The 16,123-nt window shown below is 72.3% G+C and carries 19 protein-coding genes; 7 read left to right on the top strand and 12 right to left on the bottom strand.

Going from position 1 to position 16,123, the window contains the following annotated elements; genetic code table 11:
* Positions 1–68 precede the first annotated feature (68 nt).
* Positions 69–770, bottom strand: a complete 702-nt coding sequence (locus tag Q7A36_RS31850; RefSeq protein ID WP_305107826.1) for an SDR family oxidoreductase — start codon at positions 768–770, stop codon at positions 69–71.
* Between the two features lie 68 nt (positions 771–838).
* On the opposite strand from Q7A36_RS31850, the gene Q7A36_RS31855 reads away from it, so the two are divergent.
* Positions 839–2,011 carry an NADH:flavin oxidoreductase/NADH oxidase gene (locus tag Q7A36_RS31855; RefSeq protein WP_305107827.1) on the top strand — a complete coding sequence of 391 codons (1,173 nt, stop codon included), beginning with the start codon at positions 839–841 and terminating at the stop codon, positions 2,009–2,011.
* Here the strand turns inward: Q7A36_RS31855 and Q7A36_RS31860 are convergent.
* The 4 genes from Q7A36_RS31860 to Q7A36_RS31875 all read right to left on the bottom strand — a co-directional run bounded on the left by Q7A36_RS31860 (position 1,993) and on the right by Q7A36_RS31875 (position 3,917).
* Positions 1,993–2,679, bottom strand: a complete 687-nt coding sequence (locus tag Q7A36_RS31860; protein ID WP_305107828.1) for a septal ring lytic transglycosylase RlpA family protein — start codon at positions 2,677–2,679, stop codon at positions 1,993–1,995. The genes Q7A36_RS31855 and Q7A36_RS31860 overlap by 19 nt on opposite strands.
* A gap of 190 nt (positions 2,680–2,869) precedes the next feature.
* On the bottom strand, positions 2,870–3,172 hold the full coding sequence (locus tag Q7A36_RS31865) for a hypothetical protein (RefSeq protein ID WP_305107829.1): 303 nt from the start codon (positions 3,170–3,172) through the stop codon (positions 2,870–2,872).
* 61 nt (positions 3,173–3,233) lie between these two features.
* Positions 3,234–3,656 (bottom strand): DUF1810 domain-containing protein, encoded by a 423-nt coding sequence (locus Q7A36_RS31870; protein ID WP_305107830.1) that lies wholly within the window; start codon positions 3,654–3,656, stop codon positions 3,234–3,236.
* Positions 3,657–3,668: 12 nt separating this feature from the next.
* The gene (locus Q7A36_RS31875) at positions 3,669–3,917 is read right to left on the bottom strand and encodes a hypothetical protein (RefSeq protein ID WP_305107831.1); all 249 of its coding nucleotides are present in this window, start codon (positions 3,915–3,917) and stop codon (positions 3,669–3,671) included.
* Between the two features lie 102 nt (positions 3,918–4,019).
* On the opposite strand from Q7A36_RS31875, the gene Q7A36_RS31880 reads away from it, so the two are divergent.
* Together Q7A36_RS31880 and Q7A36_RS31885 are read left to right on the top strand one after the other, a co-directional pair.
* Positions 4,020–5,381, top strand: coding sequence for a replication-associated recombination protein A (locus tag Q7A36_RS31880; protein WP_305107832.1), 1,362 nt, complete (start codon positions 4,020–4,022; stop codon positions 5,379–5,381).
* Positions 5,378–5,749, top strand: coding sequence for a fluoride efflux transporter FluC (locus Q7A36_RS31885; RefSeq protein WP_305107833.1), 372 nt, complete (start codon positions 5,378–5,380; stop codon positions 5,747–5,749). The genes Q7A36_RS31880 and Q7A36_RS31885 overlap by 4 nt, the downstream gene beginning before the upstream one ends.
* A 63-nt stretch (positions 5,750–5,812) precedes the next feature.
* Here the strand turns inward: Q7A36_RS31885 and pobA are convergent, their stop codons facing one another.
* Positions 5,813–6,994, bottom strand: a complete 1,182-nt coding sequence (gene pobA, locus Q7A36_RS31890) for a 4-hydroxybenzoate 3-monooxygenase (RefSeq protein WP_305107834.1) — start codon at positions 6,992–6,994, stop codon at positions 5,813–5,815.
* 157 nt (positions 6,995–7,151) lie between these two features.
* Here pobA and Q7A36_RS31895 point away from each other — a divergent pair, with 157 nt between their 5' ends.
* Together Q7A36_RS31895 and Q7A36_RS31900 are read left to right on the top strand one after the other, a co-directional pair.
* Positions 7,152–7,847 (top strand): glutathione S-transferase family protein, encoded by a 696-nt coding sequence (locus Q7A36_RS31895; protein WP_305107835.1) that lies wholly within the window; start codon positions 7,152–7,154, stop codon positions 7,845–7,847.
* A gap of 20 nt (positions 7,848–7,867) precedes the next feature.
* Complete coding sequence (locus tag Q7A36_RS31900) at positions 7,868–8,623, top strand: DsbA family oxidoreductase (RefSeq protein WP_305107836.1); 756 nt, start codon at positions 7,868–7,870, stop codon at positions 8,621–8,623.
* A gap of 63 nt (positions 8,624–8,686) precedes the next feature.
* Here the strand turns inward: Q7A36_RS31900 and Q7A36_RS31905 are convergent, their stop codons facing one another.
* The 5 genes from Q7A36_RS31905 to folK all read right to left on the bottom strand — a co-directional run bounded on the left by Q7A36_RS31905 (position 8,687) and on the right by folK (position 13,306).
* Entirely contained in the window at positions 8,687–9,427 is a 741-nt protein-coding gene (locus tag Q7A36_RS31905; protein WP_305107837.1) for an SDR family oxidoreductase, read from the bottom strand.
* A 53-nt stretch (positions 9,428–9,480) separates the two neighbouring features.
* Positions 9,481–9,891, bottom strand: coding sequence for a holo-ACP synthase (gene acpS, locus Q7A36_RS31910; protein ID WP_305107838.1), 411 nt, complete (start codon positions 9,889–9,891; stop codon positions 9,481–9,483).
* Complete coding sequence (locus Q7A36_RS31915) at positions 9,888–12,128, bottom strand: RelA/SpoT family protein (protein WP_305107858.1); 2,241 nt, start codon at positions 12,126–12,128, stop codon at positions 9,888–9,890. Before Q7A36_RS31915 ends, acpS begins: the two co-directional genes overlap by 4 nt.
* A gap of 79 nt (positions 12,129–12,207) precedes the next feature.
* Complete coding sequence (gene rpoZ / locus Q7A36_RS31920) at positions 12,208–12,606, bottom strand: DNA-directed RNA polymerase subunit omega (protein ID WP_305107839.1); 399 nt, start codon at positions 12,604–12,606, stop codon at positions 12,208–12,210.
* 193 nt (positions 12,607–12,799) lie between these two features.
* Complete coding sequence (gene folK / locus Q7A36_RS31925; protein WP_305107840.1) at positions 12,800–13,306, bottom strand: 2-amino-4-hydroxy-6-hydroxymethyldihydropteridine diphosphokinase; 507 nt, start codon at positions 13,304–13,306, stop codon at positions 12,800–12,802.
* An 86-nt stretch (positions 13,307–13,392) separates the two neighbouring features.
* Here folK and Q7A36_RS31930 point away from each other — a divergent pair, with 86 nt between their 5' ends.
* Both Q7A36_RS31930 and Q7A36_RS31935 read left to right on the top strand, forming a co-directional pair.
* On the top strand, positions 13,393–14,028 hold the full coding sequence (locus tag Q7A36_RS31930; protein WP_305107841.1) for a LabA-like NYN domain-containing protein: 636 nt from the start codon (positions 13,393–13,395) through the stop codon (positions 14,026–14,028).
* 7 nt (positions 14,029–14,035) lie between these two features.
* Positions 14,036–14,695, top strand: a complete 660-nt coding sequence (locus Q7A36_RS31935) for a uracil-DNA glycosylase (protein ID WP_456306831.1) — start codon at positions 14,036–14,038, stop codon at positions 14,693–14,695.
* Here Q7A36_RS31935 and Q7A36_RS31940 read toward each other — a convergent pair.
* A complete protein-coding gene (locus Q7A36_RS31940; RefSeq protein ID WP_305107842.1) occupies positions 14,692–16,119 on the bottom strand; it encodes an ATP-binding protein in 1,428 nt (475 codons plus the stop codon). The genes Q7A36_RS31935 and Q7A36_RS31940 overlap by 4 nt on opposite strands.
* Between the last annotated feature and the right edge of the window lie 4 nt (positions 16,120–16,123).

Genomic DNA, 16,123 nt, shown 5'->3' on the forward strand with positions numbered 1-16,123 from the left:
CTAGCCCGCGACCGTCCTGCGCGGACACGCGCAGGGCATGGATCGCCGACGCCGGCATGCCGGCGCGGCTATTCCGCGTAGATCATCTTCCGCGTCATCCCGCCATCGGTGACGAACTCGGCGCCGGTGACGAAGTCGCTCTCCGGGCCGCAGAGCCAGGCGACGAGCGACGCCACGTCCTCCGGCCGGCCGACGCGCCCGGCCGGGTGCTGCGCATGGTCCTCGGCGCTGGGTTCCGGCCCCTTGGTCAGGATCCAGCCGGGGCTGACGCAGTTCACCTGTATGTCGGGGCCGAGACTCACCGCAAGCGCATGGGTCAGCGCCAGCAGCCCGCCCTTGGAAGCGCTGTAGCTCTCCGTATCCGGCTCCGACTGGTGGGCGCGGGTGGAGGCGATGGTCACCACCGCGCCGCGGGCGGCGCGCAGCATCGCCTCCGCCGCGCGCACCAGCAGGAAGCTGCTGGTGAGGTTGGTGCCGAGCACGCCGTTCCACTCGGCGAGCGTCAGGTCGCGGATGGGCTTGCGGACCATGTATCCCGCATTGCAGACGAGCGCGTCCAGCCGGCCTTCCTCGTCGGCGATCCCCTGCACCAGGGCCGCCACCGCGGCCTCCTCGGCGACATCCGCCTGCACGCAGCGGGCCGGATGGGCGGGCGCCGCCATGTCGCGGTCGGCCACCACCACCCGCCAGCCATCGGCGGCGAAGCGCGCCGCCACCGCCGCGCCGATGCCGCGCACCCCGCCCGTGACCAGGGCCACCTTGGCCGTCATCCCCTGCCCTCCTTCCCAGCCGCCTCGGCGCCTGTAGCATGGCGCGGAATGGGGGAAGGAACCCGGGAATGGCCGCTCCGCTGCTCTTCACGCCGCTGGAATTGCGCGGCGTGACGCTGAAGAACCGCGTCGTCGTCGCGCCCATGCACCAGTATGCCGCGCTGCGCGGCTTCGCCACCGACTGGCACCTGATGAATGCCGGCCGCTACGCCGCCGGCGGCGCCGGCTTCGTGATGATGGAGAGCACCAAGGTCGAGCGCCGCGGCTGCGGCACGCTCGGCGATCTCGGCCTCTGGGACGATGCGCATATCCCCGGCCTCGCCCGCTGCGTGCGCTTCATCCGCCAGCATCGCGCGGTGCCGGGCATCCAGCTCGGCCATTCCGGCCGCAAGGCCCGCCGCTTCCGGCCCTGGGAGGGCGGCGCGCCGCTGACCCGGCAGGCGGTGGTGGAGGCCCTGGACGAGGCCGAGTGGGAGGCCTGGGAGCTGGTCGCGCCCAGCGCGCTGGCCTCGCCGGAGAGCGACCCGATGCCGCGCGCCCTCGCGCATGCCGAGATCGCCGGGCTGGTCGAACGCTGGGGCCAGGCGGCACGCCGCGCGCATGAGGCGGGCTTCGAGATCCTCGAGATCCATGGCGCGCATGGCTATCTCCTCCACCAGTTCCTCTCGCCCTTCTCCAACCGCCGCAACGACGAGTATGGCGGCAGCGACCTGAACCGCATGCGCTTCGCCGTCGAGGTGGTGGAGAGCGTCCGCGCCCATTGGCCGGCGGAGAAGCCGCTCTTCCTCCGGCTCTCCGTCGAGGACGATGTGGGCTGGGGCCCGGCGCAGAGCGTCGAGCTGGCGAGGCTGGTCAAGCACAAGGGCGTCGACGTGATCGACTGCTCCTCAGGCGGCATGTCCGGCGCGCCGATCACCTCGGCCGGCCCGATCACCTACGGCTACCAGGTGCCCTATGCCGAGCGCATCCGGCGCGAGGCCGGCATCATGACCATGGCGGTCGGCCTGATCGTGCATGCCGACCACGCCGAGAGCATCCTGCAGGAGGGCAAGGCCGACCTGATCGCGCTGGCGCGGGAACTGCTCTACAACCCTAACTGGCCGATGGACGCGGCGCAGAAGCTGGGCGGCGATCCGACATTCGCCATGGTGCCGCCGCCGCAGGCCTATTGGCTGGAGAAGCGGGCGCGGCAGGTGAAGGCGCTGGAGCCGAGCACCTATCGTCAGCGGCTGGGGGCCTGAGCCGCCGCGGCCTCCTCCGTCCCGGCCGGGGCGGGGCCGGTTTGCGTCGCAGCCGAAGCGGCGCCGGCCGATGCCGATGCGGGCGTGACGCCGCCGGTGTTTGCAGGCGCGGTGCTCGTCGAAGCCGCCGCGGGAGCGGCGCCCGCCGAAGCTGCCGCAGGCATGGCGCCACCGGAGGCCGCTGCGGCCGGCGCCATCGAAGGCCCGGCGGCGGTGACGGCACCTGTCGGAGCGACGCCCGCCTGGGCAGCGGCCGGCGCAGCGCCACCCGGCAGCGTCACCGGCCGCACCGCCACCTTCGCCGTGCCCCTGTGCTTCAGCCCGATGCGCTCGGCGACCTTCGGCGTCACGTCCAGCACCCGGCCGCGCGCATAGGGGCCGCGGTCGGTGATGCGGACCCGCTGGGACTGCCCGGTCTCGAGGTTCGTCACCTCCGCCACCGTGCCGAGCGGCAGGGTCTTGGAGGCCGCGGTGTCGGCCTGCGGGTCGAAGCGCTCGCCGCTGGCGGTGCGCTTCCCCTCGAAGCCCGGACCGTAATAGGAGGCGACGCCGACCTGCGCCGGCGCAGCGGCCTGGGGCGGCGGCGCGGCCGGCGGCGGCGCCTGGGTCGTACAGGCGGCGAGCAGCAGCGCGGCCAGCGGGACCGCGGGATGGGCAAGGCGGGTCATGGCGTGTCTCCGATCCGGATGCGGTCCCGGATCGGCATGACGCGGCGGTGCCGCTGCGGTTCGCGCCCGGCGGCACCTGCCGGGGCGGGGTTCCCGGCCTTGTGAGGCTGGGCCACGATCGCCGTGACGGTGATCAGGGCGCCCGCGGACCATGGCGACGGCCGGGCGCTGCAAGACCGCGTGGTGCGGGCTAGAGCCGGTCGATCCGTCGCCAGTGCGACCGCTCGATCCGCATTCCCTCCTCCTCCGGCGTGCGCTGCCGCAGGGTGAAGGGCAGCGCGAAGGCCAGGGCCGGCAGGGCGGCGAAGGCGAAGGGCAGGCCGAGCAATGCGAGGCTGGCGAAGACCCCGGCCTCGCCGCCCAGGATCACCCCGCCGAACAGCAGCGCCCGCCCTGCGCCGAGCTTCCGCCGCGCCGCGCCGAGCATGGCCAGCAGCGCCGCCAGCACCGCGAGCAGCAGGAAGAGCAAGGCAGGGCCGGCGGCATCGGGCATGCCGCCTGCAACGCCGCCCCGCCGCGGGGGTCGCCCGATCGGGCGGCTGTGATCGCGCCGGCTACGGCAGCATCGCCAGCGTGCGCGGATCGGGCTCGCCCTCGAAGTACTGCGCCAGCGCCGTCCGGAACGGGCTGTCGCCCGGCCGCACCGCGGCGAAGAGCGTCATGCAGGAGCGGAACTTCATGGCGTCCACCCCGCCCAGGATCTCCTCCGCGCTCCGTCCCTGCACCGCATTGACCAGCGCGGTGCAGTCCTCCAGCCGCGGCCCGAGCACGGGATGGGCGAGATAGGCCTGCGCCTCGGCCAGCGAGGCGAGGCCGTAGCGCTGCGCCATGGCGCTCTGCCCCAGGCCGCGAAGCTGCGGGAAGACGAACCACATCCAATGCGTGCGCTTGCGGCCCGCCGCCAACTCCTGCCGGACCTGGCCGATCACCGGGTCCTGCGCGGCGACGAAGCGCTCCAGGTCCATGCCATCGGGCATCGCGCGGCCTCCCTACGCTTCCGTCCAGGCGGCCGCCATGCCCAGCGCCAGCGCCGCCCCCTGGGCGATTCCGGCCGGCAGGCCGAGGCCCGCCAGCACCACGAAGCCGAGGAATTGCCCGAGGAAGACCGCCGCCGCCAGGGCCAGCGGCGGAACCGCCGGCCCCAGCCGGCCGGCCCAGTTCAGGGCGGAGACCGCCCCGGCCAGCAAGGCGAGCAGGAGGAAGGCGCAATGGGGCGCGGCGATTTCGAGGACATGCATGCCTTCCCAACGCCCCGGCGCGCGGTGGTTGCAGGCGGGGCCGGGCGGTCCCGCGGCCGGCGCTGCCGGTGCGCGGACCGGGAGCGCCGCTATACTGCCGGCATGGCCCGCCGCCCCGCCGCCCCTGCCCTCCCCCCGGCCGAGGATCTCTTCGGGGGGCCGCCCGAACCGCCGCCCGAGCCCCAGCCCGACGGCCCGCGCCCCCTCGCCGACCGGCTGCGGCCGCGGAGCCTGGAGGAGGTGGTCGGGCAGGACCACCTGCTGGGACCGACGGGCGCGCTCTCCGGCATGCTGGCGCGCGGCAGCCTCGCCTCGCTGATCCTCTGGGGACCGCCCGGCGTCGGCAAGACCACCATCGCCCGGCTGCTGGCGCAGCGCGCGGGGCTGGTCTTCGTCTCGCTCTCGGCCGTCTTCTCCGGCGTCGCTGACCTCAAGCGCGCCTTCGACGAGGCGCGGCTGCGCCGGCGGGCAGGGCGGGGCACGCTGCTCTTCGTCGACGAGATCCACCGCTTCAACCGCGCCCAGCAGGATGGCTTCCTGCCGGTGGTCGAGGACGGCACCGTCACGCTGGTCGGCGCGACCACGGAGAATCCGAGCTTCGCGCTGAACGGCGCCCTGCTCTCCCGCTGCCAGGTGCTGGTGCTGCGGCGGCTGGACGATGCGGGGCTCGAGCTGCTGCTGGCGCGCGCCGAGGCGGAGGCGCAGCGCCCCCTGCCGCTGGACGCGGCGGCGCGCGCCACGCTGCGCGCCATGGCCGATGGCGACGGGCGCTACCTGCTGAACCTCGCCGAGCAATTGCTGGCCCTGCCGCCGGACACGGGGCCGATGGATCCCGCCGCGCTGTCCGAGCTCCTGGCGCGCCGCGCCGCGCTCTACGACAAGGACCGGGAGGAGCACTACAACCTGATCTCCGCGCTGCACAAGTCGCTGCGCGGCTCCGACCCGGATGCGGCGCTCTACTGGCTGGCCCGCATGATCCAGGGCGGGGAGGATCCGCGCTACATCGCCCGCCGCCTGACGCGCTTCGCCGCCGAGGATGTCGGCATGGCCGACCCGCGCGCCCTGCCGCTGGCGATCGCCGCCTGGGAGACCTATGAGCGCCTGGGCAGCCCGGAGGGCGAGCTGGCCCTCGCCCAGCTCGTCGTGCATCTCGGCACCGCGCCCAAGTCGAATGCCGTCTATGTCGCCTGGGGCCAGGCGCAGCGCGCGGCGAAGGAGACCGGAAGCCTGATGCCGCCCGCGCATATCCTGAACGCGCCGACGAAGCTGATGAAGGAGCTCGGCTACGGCGCCGGCTACGCCTATGACCACGACGAGGAGGAGGCCTTTTCCGGCCAGAATTACTTCCCCGACGGGATGCAGCGGCCGGTCCTCTACCGGCCGACCGATCGTGGTGCCGAGGCGGCCATCGCCGAGCGCCTGGAGCGCTGGGCCGCGCTGCGCGCGCGGAAGGCGAAGCGATGAGCGCCGTCGGCCTGACGGCGGTGCTGCTCGTCGCGGCGGGCGGCGCGCTCGGCTCCGTCCTGCGCTACCTCGTCTCCATCCTCGCGCTCGAGGTGCTGGGCGCCGCCTTCCCCTGGGGCACGATCGCGGTGAACATCCTGGGCAGCGCGGCCATCGGCGTCATGGGCGGCCTCGGCATCGAGGGCGGGCTGCGGCTGCTGCTGGTCACCGGCCTCCTCGGCGGCTTCACCACCTTCAGCGCCTTCAGCCTGGAGACCGGGATGCTCTGGCAGCGCGCCTGGTGGCTGGCGGTGGTCTATGTCGCCGCGAGCCTCGCGCTCGGCCTCGCCGCCTTCGCGCTCTGCTACGCCCTCGCGCGCCGCCTGTAGGATCGGGGCACCGCCAAAGCCCTCGCCCCGCGGGGGCGAGGATCGGCCGGAGCCCGTCCCGGGTCAGCCCGGCTCCAGGGGAAGGCCCACATAGTTCTCCGCGAGCGTCCTGGAGCCGGCATCCGAGCTGCAGACATAGTCCAGCTCCGCCAATTGCACCTTGTGCTCGAAGGGGTCGCCGCCGTCGAAGCGGTGCAGCAGGCCGGTCATCCACCAGGAGAAGCGCTGCGCCTTCCAGATGCGCCGCAGCGCCGTCCGCGAATAGGCATCCAGCAGCGCCATGCCCTTGCCGCGGTAGAAGGCCTCCAGCGCGCGCGCCAGCACGATGACATCGGCGACCGCCAGGTTCATGCCCTTGGCGCCCGTCGGCGGCACGATATGGGCGGCATCGCCCGCCAGGAAGAGCCGGCCGAACCGCATCGGCTCCACCACGAAGCTGCGCATCGCGGTGACGCCCTTCTGCAGCACAGGCCCTTCGTTGATCGGCGACCGGCCGTCGCGGTCGGCCATGCGGGCATGCAGCTCGGCCCAGATCCGGTCATCGGGCCATTCGCCGATGTCTTCGTCCGGCCGGCACTGGATGTAGTGGCGCGCGAGCGTGTTGCTGCGCATGGTGGCGAGCGCGAAGCCGCGCTCGTGCCGGGCATAGATCAACTCGTGCGAGGCCGGCGGCGCCGCGGCCAGGATGCCGAGCCAGGCGAAGGGATAGACGCGCTCATAGGCCCGCAGCACGCCCTCCGGGATCGCCTCCCGGCACACGCCGTGGAAGCCGTCGCAGCCGGCGATCACGTCGCAATGCAGGACCTGGTCCCGGCCCTCGTGCCGGTAGGTGATGCGGGGGTAGTCGCTGTCGAGCTCATGGACCTCGACCGCCTCCACCTCGAAGAGCAGCGGGCCGCCATGGGACAGGCGCGCGGCGATCAGGTCCTTCACCACCTCCTGCTGGCCATAGATGGTCACGCGCTTGCCGGTCAGCCCGGTCAGCGGGATGCGGTGGCCCTGGCCGTCGAAGCGCAGCTCGATCCCCTCATGCGGCAGGCCTTCCCGGTGCAGCCGGTCGCCGACGCCCGTCCCGGTCAGGATGTCCACCGTCCCCTGCTCCAGCAGGCCGGCGCGGATCCGCTCCTCGACATAGGGGCGGGACTTCGCCTCGAGGATCACGCTCTCGATGCCGGCGCGATGCAGCAGATGCGCCAGCAGCAGCCCCGCCGGCCCGGCTCCCACGATCCCCACCTGCGTGCGCATGGCGACACTCCCTGTCCGACGGCGACTGTGCAAACTTCTCCGTGACTGGCAAGCATTTGCGCCATGGCCGCCGCCGGGCGACAATCGGCGCGCATGGTCGCGCGGACCAGGCCGCCGGCGGGGACCGGGCAGGCCCCGCCGCCCGGGGAGGACCATCATGAACCGCACGCTCTACGACCTGGCCGGGGCCGACCCGGCGCTGCGCTTCAGCCCCTTCTGCTGGCGGACCCGCATGGCGCTGGCGCACAAGGACCTGCCGGTGGAGACCATTCCCTGGCGCTTCACCGAGAAGGAGAGGATCGCCTTCTCCGGCCAGGGCCTGGTGCCGGTGCTGGTGGACGGCGAGAGGGTCCTGCACGATTCCTGGGCCATCGCCGAATACCTGGAGGAGACCTATCCCCACTGCCCCAGCCTGTTCGGCGGGCCGGAGGCGCAGGCGGTGACGCGCTTCGTCAATGCCTGGACGGATGCGGTGCTGCACCCCTGGGTCGGGCGGCTGGTGGTGCGGGACATCCTGGACGTCATCCGGCCGGAGGACCGTGGCTATTTCCGGGAGAGCCGGGAAAAGCGATTCGGCGTGACGCTTGAGGCCTTCGTGGCGGAGCGGGAGACGGTGCTGCCCGAGTTCCGCCGCGCGCTGCAGCCGGTGCGGCTGGTGCTGCGGGCGCAGCCCTTCCTGGCCGGCGAGGCGCCGGCCTATGCCGACTACATCGTCTTCGGCGCCTTCATGTGGGCGCGCGGCGCCAGCGCCTTCCGCCTGCTGGAGTCGGACGACCCGGTGCATGCCTGGCGGGAGCGGATGCTGGACCTCTTCGACGGGCTTGCACGGCGGTCCCCGGGGCACGAGGTGTAGGGCCCAGAGGGAGATCGACCATGGCGGAGGACGCGGTCTGCGGACCGGATGGGTGCGAGGTCCCGTCAACCGGCGAGGTCGCGCCGCTGGCGCTCGGCCGCGCGTCGTCGCGGATCGACGTCGTCTCAGACGCCATCTGCCCCTGGTGCTGGGTGGGCAAGCGCAACCTGGAAGGCGCGCTGACGATGCTGGCGGAGGAGGGCGAGCACTTCGAGGTGCATTGGCGCCCCTTTCAGCTCAATCCCGACATGCCGCGGGAGGGGGTAGAGCGCGACGCCTATCGCGCCGCCAAGTTCGGCAGCCTGGAGCGCAGCCGCGAGCTGGATGCGCAGGTGGCCGCGGCCGGCCGTGCCGCGGGCGTCGAGTTCCGCCACGCGTTGATGGCGCGGACGCCGAACACGGTGGATGCGCACCGGCTGATCCGCTGGGCCGGGGAGCATGGCGCGGCGGCGCAGAATGCCGTGGTGGAGCGGCTGTTCCGCGGCTATTTCCAGGAGGGCTGCGACCTGGGCGACCCCGCCGTGCTGGCGGCGCTTGCCGGCGAAGCCGGGCTGTCGGCGCTGGACGCCGCGAACATGCTGGCGGCCGGGATCGGCGAATCCGACGTGGTGGAGGAAGATGCGGGCTTCCGCCGCCTGGGCCTGTCGGGCGTGCCGACCTTCGCCCTCTCGGGCCATGTCCTGTTCAGCGGCGCCATGCCGCCCGACAGGATGGCGGACGTCTTCCGCCGGGCGCTGGCGATCCTCCGCTCGCAGGGCACGGACGCCGCCGCCTGACGAGTGCAGGACTCGGAGAAATAGAAGGGGGTGCAGGGGGAATACCTTCCCCTTCACTCTTCCTCAGTAGGTCGCGCGCCCGCCCGAGACGTCGAAGACGCCGCCGGTCGAGAAGCTGCAATCCTCCGTCGCCAGCCAGCAGATCAGCGCGGCGATCTCCTCGACCTGCGCGAAGCGCCCGGCCGGGATCTTGGACAGCATGTAGTCGATCTGCTGCTGCGTCATCTGCCGGAAGATGTCGGTCGCGGCGGCCGCGGGCGTGACGCAGTTCACCCGGATCGGCGTCTGCGCCAGTTCCTTGCCGAGCGACTTGGTGAAGCCGATGACGCCCGCCTTGGCCGCCGAATAGGCCGCGGCATTCGGATTGCCCTCCTTCCCCGCGATGGAAGCCACATTGACGATGCGGCCGTAGTTGCGGGCGCGCATGCCGGGCACGACGGCGCGGCAGGAGAGGAAGACGCCGGTGAGGTCGATCTCGATCACCCGCCGCCAGGCCTCGATCGGGTACTGGTCGACGGTGGTGTTCGGCCCGGTGATGCCGGCATTGGCGACGAGGATATCGAGCGGGCCGAGCACCCGCTCCGTCGCGGCCAGCGCCGCCTCGATCGAGGCATGGTCGGTCACGTCCACCTTCGTAGCGATGCCGCCGAGGCGCGTGGCCTGCGTCTCGGCCTCGGCCAGGTCCACGTCCCAGATGGCGGGCCTTCCGCCGCTCGCCGCGACGCGCTCCGCGACCGCGAGGCCGATGCCGCGCGCGCCGCCGGTGATGGCCGCGACGCGGCCCTTGAGGTCGAGGGCGTTCATGGAAGGTCCTCCCGCGAATGTCGCGGGAGATTAGGCGGGGCGCGGGTGGCCGCCTATCCCGGCAGCCGCACCGCCGAGATGATGACGATGGCCGAGGCATAGGGGTACTCGTCGGTCATCGTCAGTTCGACATGCGCGGCATGGCCGGGTGGCGTCAGGGCCGAGAGGCGCTTCGCGGCGCCGCCGGTCAGCCGCAGGGTCGGCTTGCCGGAGGAGAGGTTCACCACGCCGAGGTCGCGCATGAAGACGCCCTGGTTGAACCCGGTGCCGAGCGCCTTCGACGCCGCCTCCTTCGCCGCGAAGCGTTTTGCCAGCGTGCCGGCGCGCAGCTTTTCCGTCCGGCGCTCCGCCTTGGCGCGTTCCGCGGGGGTGAAGACCCGCTCCAGGAAGCGCTCGCCATGGCGCTCGATCACCCGCTCGATCCGGCGGATGTCGACCACGTCGTTCCCGATACCCAGGATCATCCCCGCATACGCTCCACGCGCAGGTTGTCGGCCGGGGCGCGCAGCGCGGCCATGATGCGTTCGAGGTGCCGGAGGTCGGTGACCTCCACGTCCAGCAGAACCTCGATCGAATCGTCGTCGCGGTGCTGCACCTTCAGCCCGCTGACCGCACCGTCGTTCTGCGCCACCGTCTCGGTCAGCGCGGCAAGCGCCGAGTTGCGCGCCCGCGTCTCCACCACGATCCGGCCGACGCGGTGGGCGGCCGAGGCCTCGTCCCAGTCGATGTCGAGGAAGCGCTCCGGCGTCGCCGCGAAATTCTCCAGCGTGTGGCAGTCGGCGGCGTGGATGGTCACGCCCTTGCCGGTGGTGACGATGCCGAGGATGCGCTCGCCGGGCAGCGGGTGGCAGCATCCCGCGAAGTGGTAGGGCATGCCGCTGACGAGGCCGGTGACCGGCAGGCCGGGGGAGACGGCGGGCTTCCCCGCGCCCGCCCGGTCCGGCCGGCCGAGCAGCGGGCTGGCGCCGAGCCGGCCGCGCCGCTGCACCAGGGGCAGCGGATTGGCGGCGCGCGGTGGGATGCGGAGTTCCGGCACCGCCGCGTGCAGCACCTCCTTCGGGCTGAGCGAGCCGGCGCCGACCGCGGCATAGAGTTCCTCCAGCCCCGCCTGCCGCAACGGCTTCAGCGCGCCTTCCAGCAGCTTCTCGCTGGCATCCAGCCCCTCCTGGCGGAAGGCCTTGACGATGGCGGCGCGGCCGCTCTCGCGGTGCTCCTCCTTCTGCCGGGCATGGACGAAGCGGCGGATGCGGGCGCGCGCCTTGCCGGTGACGACGAAGCGTTCCCAGGCCGGGTTGGGCTGGCCGCCACGGGCGGTGATGATCTCGACCTGGTCGCCGTTCTCCAACTGGTGCCGCAGCGGGACGATCTTGCCGTTGACCTTGGCGCCGACGCAGGAATCGCCGACCTGGCTGTGGACCTCATAGGCGAAGTCGACCGGGGTCGCGCCACGCGGCAGCTCGATCAGGTCGCCCTTGGGGGAGAAGCAGAAGACCTGGTCGCGGTGCAGCTCGAGCTTGGTGTGGTCGAGGAAGTCCTGCGCCCCCTCGGCATTCTCCAGGATGTCGAGCAGCGCGCGCACCCAGGGGTAGCGCTTGCGGTTGCCGGCGGCCGAGGTATTGCCCTCCGGCCCCTGCTTGTAGATCCAGTGCGCGGCGACGCCGTTCTCGGCGACCTCGTGCATCTCGCGGGTGCGGATCTGCACCTCGATCTTGGCGTTGCGCCGCTCCGGCACCGTCACGCCGGTATGCAGCGACTGGTAGCCGTTGGTCTTCGGGGTGGAGATGTAGTCCTTGAAGCGGCCCGGCACCACGCGATAGGCATCGTGCACCGCGCCGAGCGCCGCGTAGCAGGCGGCACGGTCCTCGACGGTGACGCGGAAGGCCATGACGTCCGAGAGCGCCTCGAAGGCCACGTTCTTCTTCTGCATCTTCAGCCAGATCGAGTAGGGCGACTTCTCCCGCCCCGTCACGTCCAGCGCCTTGATGCCGTGCTGCGCCAGCACGCGCTTCAGGTCGTGCTCGATCTCCTTGATGAGGTTGGCGCTCTGCCCGCGCAGGTAGGTCAGGCGGGCGGCGATGGTCTGCCGCGCCTCCGGGTGCAGTTCCTGGAAGGACAGGGTCTCAAGCTCGGTCTTCAGCGCATCCATGCCGATGCGCTCGGCGAGCGGGGCGAAGATCTCGATGGTCTCGCGCGCCGTCTTCTGCCGCCTGGCCGATTGCGGCACGAATTGCAGCGTGCGCATGTTGTGCAGCCGGTCGGCGAGCTTGACGAGCAGGACGCGGATGTCCTCGCTCATCGCCAGGACCAGCTTGCGCAGGTTCTCGGCCTGCTTGGTGCGCTCGGACTGCAGCTCCAGCCGGGTCAGCTTGGTGACGCCGTCCACCAGCCGGGCGACCTCGGCGCCGAAGCGCTTCTCGATCTCCTTCAGGCCGAGCGCCGTGTCCTCGGCGACATCGTGCAGCAGGGCGGTGGCGATGGTGGCGGCGTCCAGCCGGTAGTCGGCCAGGATATTGGCGACCGCGACCGGGTGGGTGATGTAGGGGTCGCCGTTGTCCCGCGTCTGGGTCGCATGCGCCTCGGCGGCGGTCTGCGCGGCGCGCTCGAGCAGCGCGATATCGGCCTTCGGGTCATAGCCCGCGACGCGGCGGGCGACGGCCAGCGCATCCTCGAGGCCCGGCGGGGGCGGCGCCGCCGGCGCCATGCGGGCGACCGCCCCTTCCGGTGCGCGCGGCACCGGTGCCTGCAGCGGCCCGGCGTCGCGCGAGGTCAATGGCAGATCCTCAGCGCTTCCCGCCGCCCAGCTCGGCCGCGATGGCGGCTTCCAGGTCGTCCGGCGACATCTCCTCGAGGCCCGCGCCATCGGCCGGCAGCTCCTCGTTGACGTCCATGACGCCGAAGATGTTCTCGTCGGTGGCGATGAGGTCGAGCACCTCCTCCTCCGCCGGCTCGGGCTCCGGCGCGCGCTGCAGCGACTTGATCAGGTCGGCCTCGACATTCTCAAGCGAGATGGTCTGGTCGGCGATCTCGCGGAGCGCGACAACGGGGTTCTTGTCGTTGTCGCGGTCGAGGGTCAGTTCCTCGCCCCGGCCGATGTTGCGGGCGCGCTGGGCGGCCAGCAGGACAAGCTCGAAGCGGTTCGGGATCTGGACAATGCAGTCTTCGACGGTGACGCGCGCCATGACGGCCTCGTGAGCAATGGGACGGCGGTAGGCCAGCGGGCCCGCGGCGCACCGCGGCGGGTGAACGGGTCAGATAGCCATCGTGGCCTGAACTTGCAAGCGGCGTGCCCGGGCCTTCGCTGCGTCGCAGCATGCCGGCGGTAACGCGCTGTAACATCAGGCGACCTTTATCAGGCCATCCGCATCATTTATGTCATGCTGAAAGCGTCACCGGAGGAGGTTCCTCCGGCGGCAAGGCGGCCAGCATCGCCGGGATGCCGAGACCGAGGACGGGGTGGATCCAGTCCGGCGCGACGTCGCTGAGGGGCACGAGCACGAAGCGGCGGAGATGCGCCCGCGGATGCGGAAGGATCGGGTCGGGACCCGCGCGGCGCAGGCCATCGATGTCGATGAGGTCGAGGTCCAGGCTGCGCGGCGCATTGGGGTAGGGCCGCTGCCGGCCGGCGCGGTCCTCGATGGCATGGAGCGCGGCAAGCAGGCACGCCGGGTCGCCTGCCCCGCCTTCCAGCCGAGCGACTCCGTTCACGAAAGGCGGAGCGCCCGGCACTGGTGGAACCGGCGCGGTTTGATACCATTTGGAGACCGCCCTAAGACACAGGCCAGGCAAGCCATCCAGCGCCGCCGCCGCCAGGCGGCAGGTCTCCAGCGGGGAGCGGCCGGAGGGGTCGGGGATGCTCGCCCCTAACGCGATTAGGATCACCGTTTTCTCGCTTACAAAGCGCTAATGCCATAGTAGTATGGAAAGGTGCCTAACCCGGCATGCGTCACATTTCGAGAGCTAACAGCTTGCAGCCCGAGCGCATCGAACGCGTCGCCGTCTTCATCGACGGAGCGAACCTCTACGCCGCCTCGCGGACCCTCGGGTTCGACGTGGACTATAAGAACCTGCTCGCCTACTTCCGGCAGCGGTCCTACCTGGTGCGCGCCTACTACTACACGGCGCTGCTGGAGACGGAGGAGTACTCGCCGCTCCGGCCGCTGGTGGACTGGCTGGGTTACAACGGCTATTCCGTGGTGACCAAGCCGGCGAAGGAGTTCACCGACGCCACGGGACGCCGCCGGGTGAAGGGCAGCGTCGACATCGAGATGGCGGTGGATGTCCTCGACCTCACCCCGCATCTCGACCACGTCGTCATCTTCTCGGGCGACGGCGACCTGCGCCGGCTGGTGGAGGCCGTGCAGCGCCGCGGCGTGCGCGTGACGGTGATCTCCACCATCCGCACCCAGCCCGCGATGATCGCCGACGACCTGCGCCGGCAGGCCGACACCTTCCTCGACCTCTCCGAACTCGCCGAGCACATCACCCGCCGGCAGGTCGAGCCGCGCCAGCGTACGGCCGCCCCCGGGCCGCGCCCCGCGCCGGCCGCGGCGCGCGCGACTCCGGCCGATCCCTTCCGCGAAGGGCCGGACCTTCCGGAGTGACGGCGCGTTGCTGCCGGCGATGATGCCGCCGGAGCCCGCCCAGCCTCCCCGCGACTGCCCGCTCTGCCCGCGCCTCGCCGCGCTGAGGGCGGCCAACCGCACGGCCTTCCCGGACTGGCACAATGCGCCGGTACCGTCCTGGGGCCCGCGGGAGGCACGGATCATGGTGCTCGGGATGGCGCCGGGCCAGCGCGGGGCCAACCGCACCGGCCGCCCCTTCACCGGCGACCATGCCGGCAAGCTGCTCTACGCGACGCTGCTGCGCTACGGCCTGGCGGAGGGCGTCTACGAGGAAAGGCCGGATGACAGCCTGGTGCTGACCGGCTGCCGCGTGACCAATGCGGTGCGCTGCGTGCCGCCGGCCAACCTGCCCCAGCCGGCCGAGGTGCGCGCCTGCAACCAGTTCCTCGCCGGCGAGCTCGCGGCCATGCCCGGCCTGCGGGTGGTGCTGGCGCTCGGCGTGCTGGCGCACAATGCCCTGCTGCGGGCGTTCAAGCTGCCGGCGGCCCGGCTGCCCTTCGGGCATGGCGCGGTGCAGACGCTGCCGGGCGGGCTGCTGGTCGCCGACAGCTACCATGTGAGCCGCTACAACACCTCCACCCGGCGGCTGACGGCCGAGATGTTCGAGGCGGTGGTGCGGGAGGTGATCGCGCGGGCGGGCGGCTAGACCGGCAGCCGCAGCCGCGCGCGGAGCCCCCCGAGGGGGCTCTCCTCCAACGCGATCTCCCCGCCATGCGCCCGCGCGATGTCGCGCGCGATGGCAAGGCCGAGGCCGGTGCCGTTCGGCGAGCCGCTGTGGAAGGGCCGGAAGGCCTCCTCCCGCTCCGCCTGCGGGATCCCCGGGCCGTCATCGTCCACCGTCACCTCGGCCCAGGCCGATTTCTGCTCCCCGCCCGGACCGCCGGCGCCGTTGCGCGGCACCGTGCCCACCGTGACCGCGATGCGTCCCGCATGCCGCCGGGCATTGTCCACGAGATTGCCGAGGCAGCGCCGCACCGCATCCGGCCGCAGCCGCATGGCCAGCCTCTCCGGCGCCGTCACCTCCACCACGGCGCCGGCCCGGCGGGCCTTGGCCGCGACATCATGGACCAGGTCCACCAGATCGGCCGGCCGCGCCTGCTCCGTCCCCTCCCCCCGCGCGAAGGCGAGGTAGGCGGCGGTCATCCGCTCCATCTCCTCCACATCCTGGGTCAGCGCGGCGAGGTCCTCCTCCATCGCCGGCTCGCGCGGCAGCATGGCGAGCGCGAGGCGCATGCGGGTCAAGGGCGTCCGCAGGTCGTGGCTGATGCCGGCCAGCATCTCCGTCCGCTGGCCGACGAAGCGGCGGATCCGCTCCTGCATGCGGTTGAAGGCGGCGGCGGCCTGGCGCACCTCGCTCGCGCCCTCCGGCTTGATCTGGCCGACATCGCGGCCGAGGCCGAAGGCCTCCGCCGCATCCGCCAGCCGCCGGATCGCGCGCACCTGGTTCTTCATGAACAGGATGGCGATCAGCGAGAGCAGCAGCGCCGAGCCGACCAGCCAGATGACGAAGAGATAGAGCGTCGCGGTGAAGAGCCGCTTGCGCGGCGCCTCCACGTGCAGGACGCCGTCCGGAAGCTGGACGCGGATGATGACGCTGCGCGGGTCGCTCTGCCAGTCCGTGTCGAAGGGCATGCGCACCCGCTCCCAGAGCGCGGTGTTGAGGTCCTCCTCCAGCGGCAGCAGCGGCAGGCTGGCGGGACGGGCGACGAACTGGATGCGCGCCCCTTCCTCGTAGGCGAGCGTCAGGTCGAGCCGCCAGGCGGATTCGCGGAAGATCCAGGCGCGGTTCGCCGGATCCTCGCGCCGCACCAGCTCGACCAGCATGGCGACGTCGCCGGCGACGCCGCCCGCCAGGCGGCGCGAGATGACGTCGAGATGCCCGCCATAGAAGAGCTGCAGCGCGACGGCCTGCAGCACCAGCATGGGGATGAGAATGATGAGGACCGAGCGGCCGAGCAGGCCGCGCGGCAGGAGGGCGCGGAGCGCGCGGGAGAGCGGCCTCGCGGGCGGCGCGAGGCGACCGCTGTCCTCCGCTCCGGCCGCCTCGCCGCGCTGCAGGGCGGGGCCCATGGGG

The organism is Paracraurococcus lichenis (genome assembly GCF_030657435.1).
GTDB classification, from domain to species: domain Bacteria; phylum Pseudomonadota; class Alphaproteobacteria; order Acetobacterales; family Acetobacteraceae; genus Paracraurococcus; species Paracraurococcus lichenis.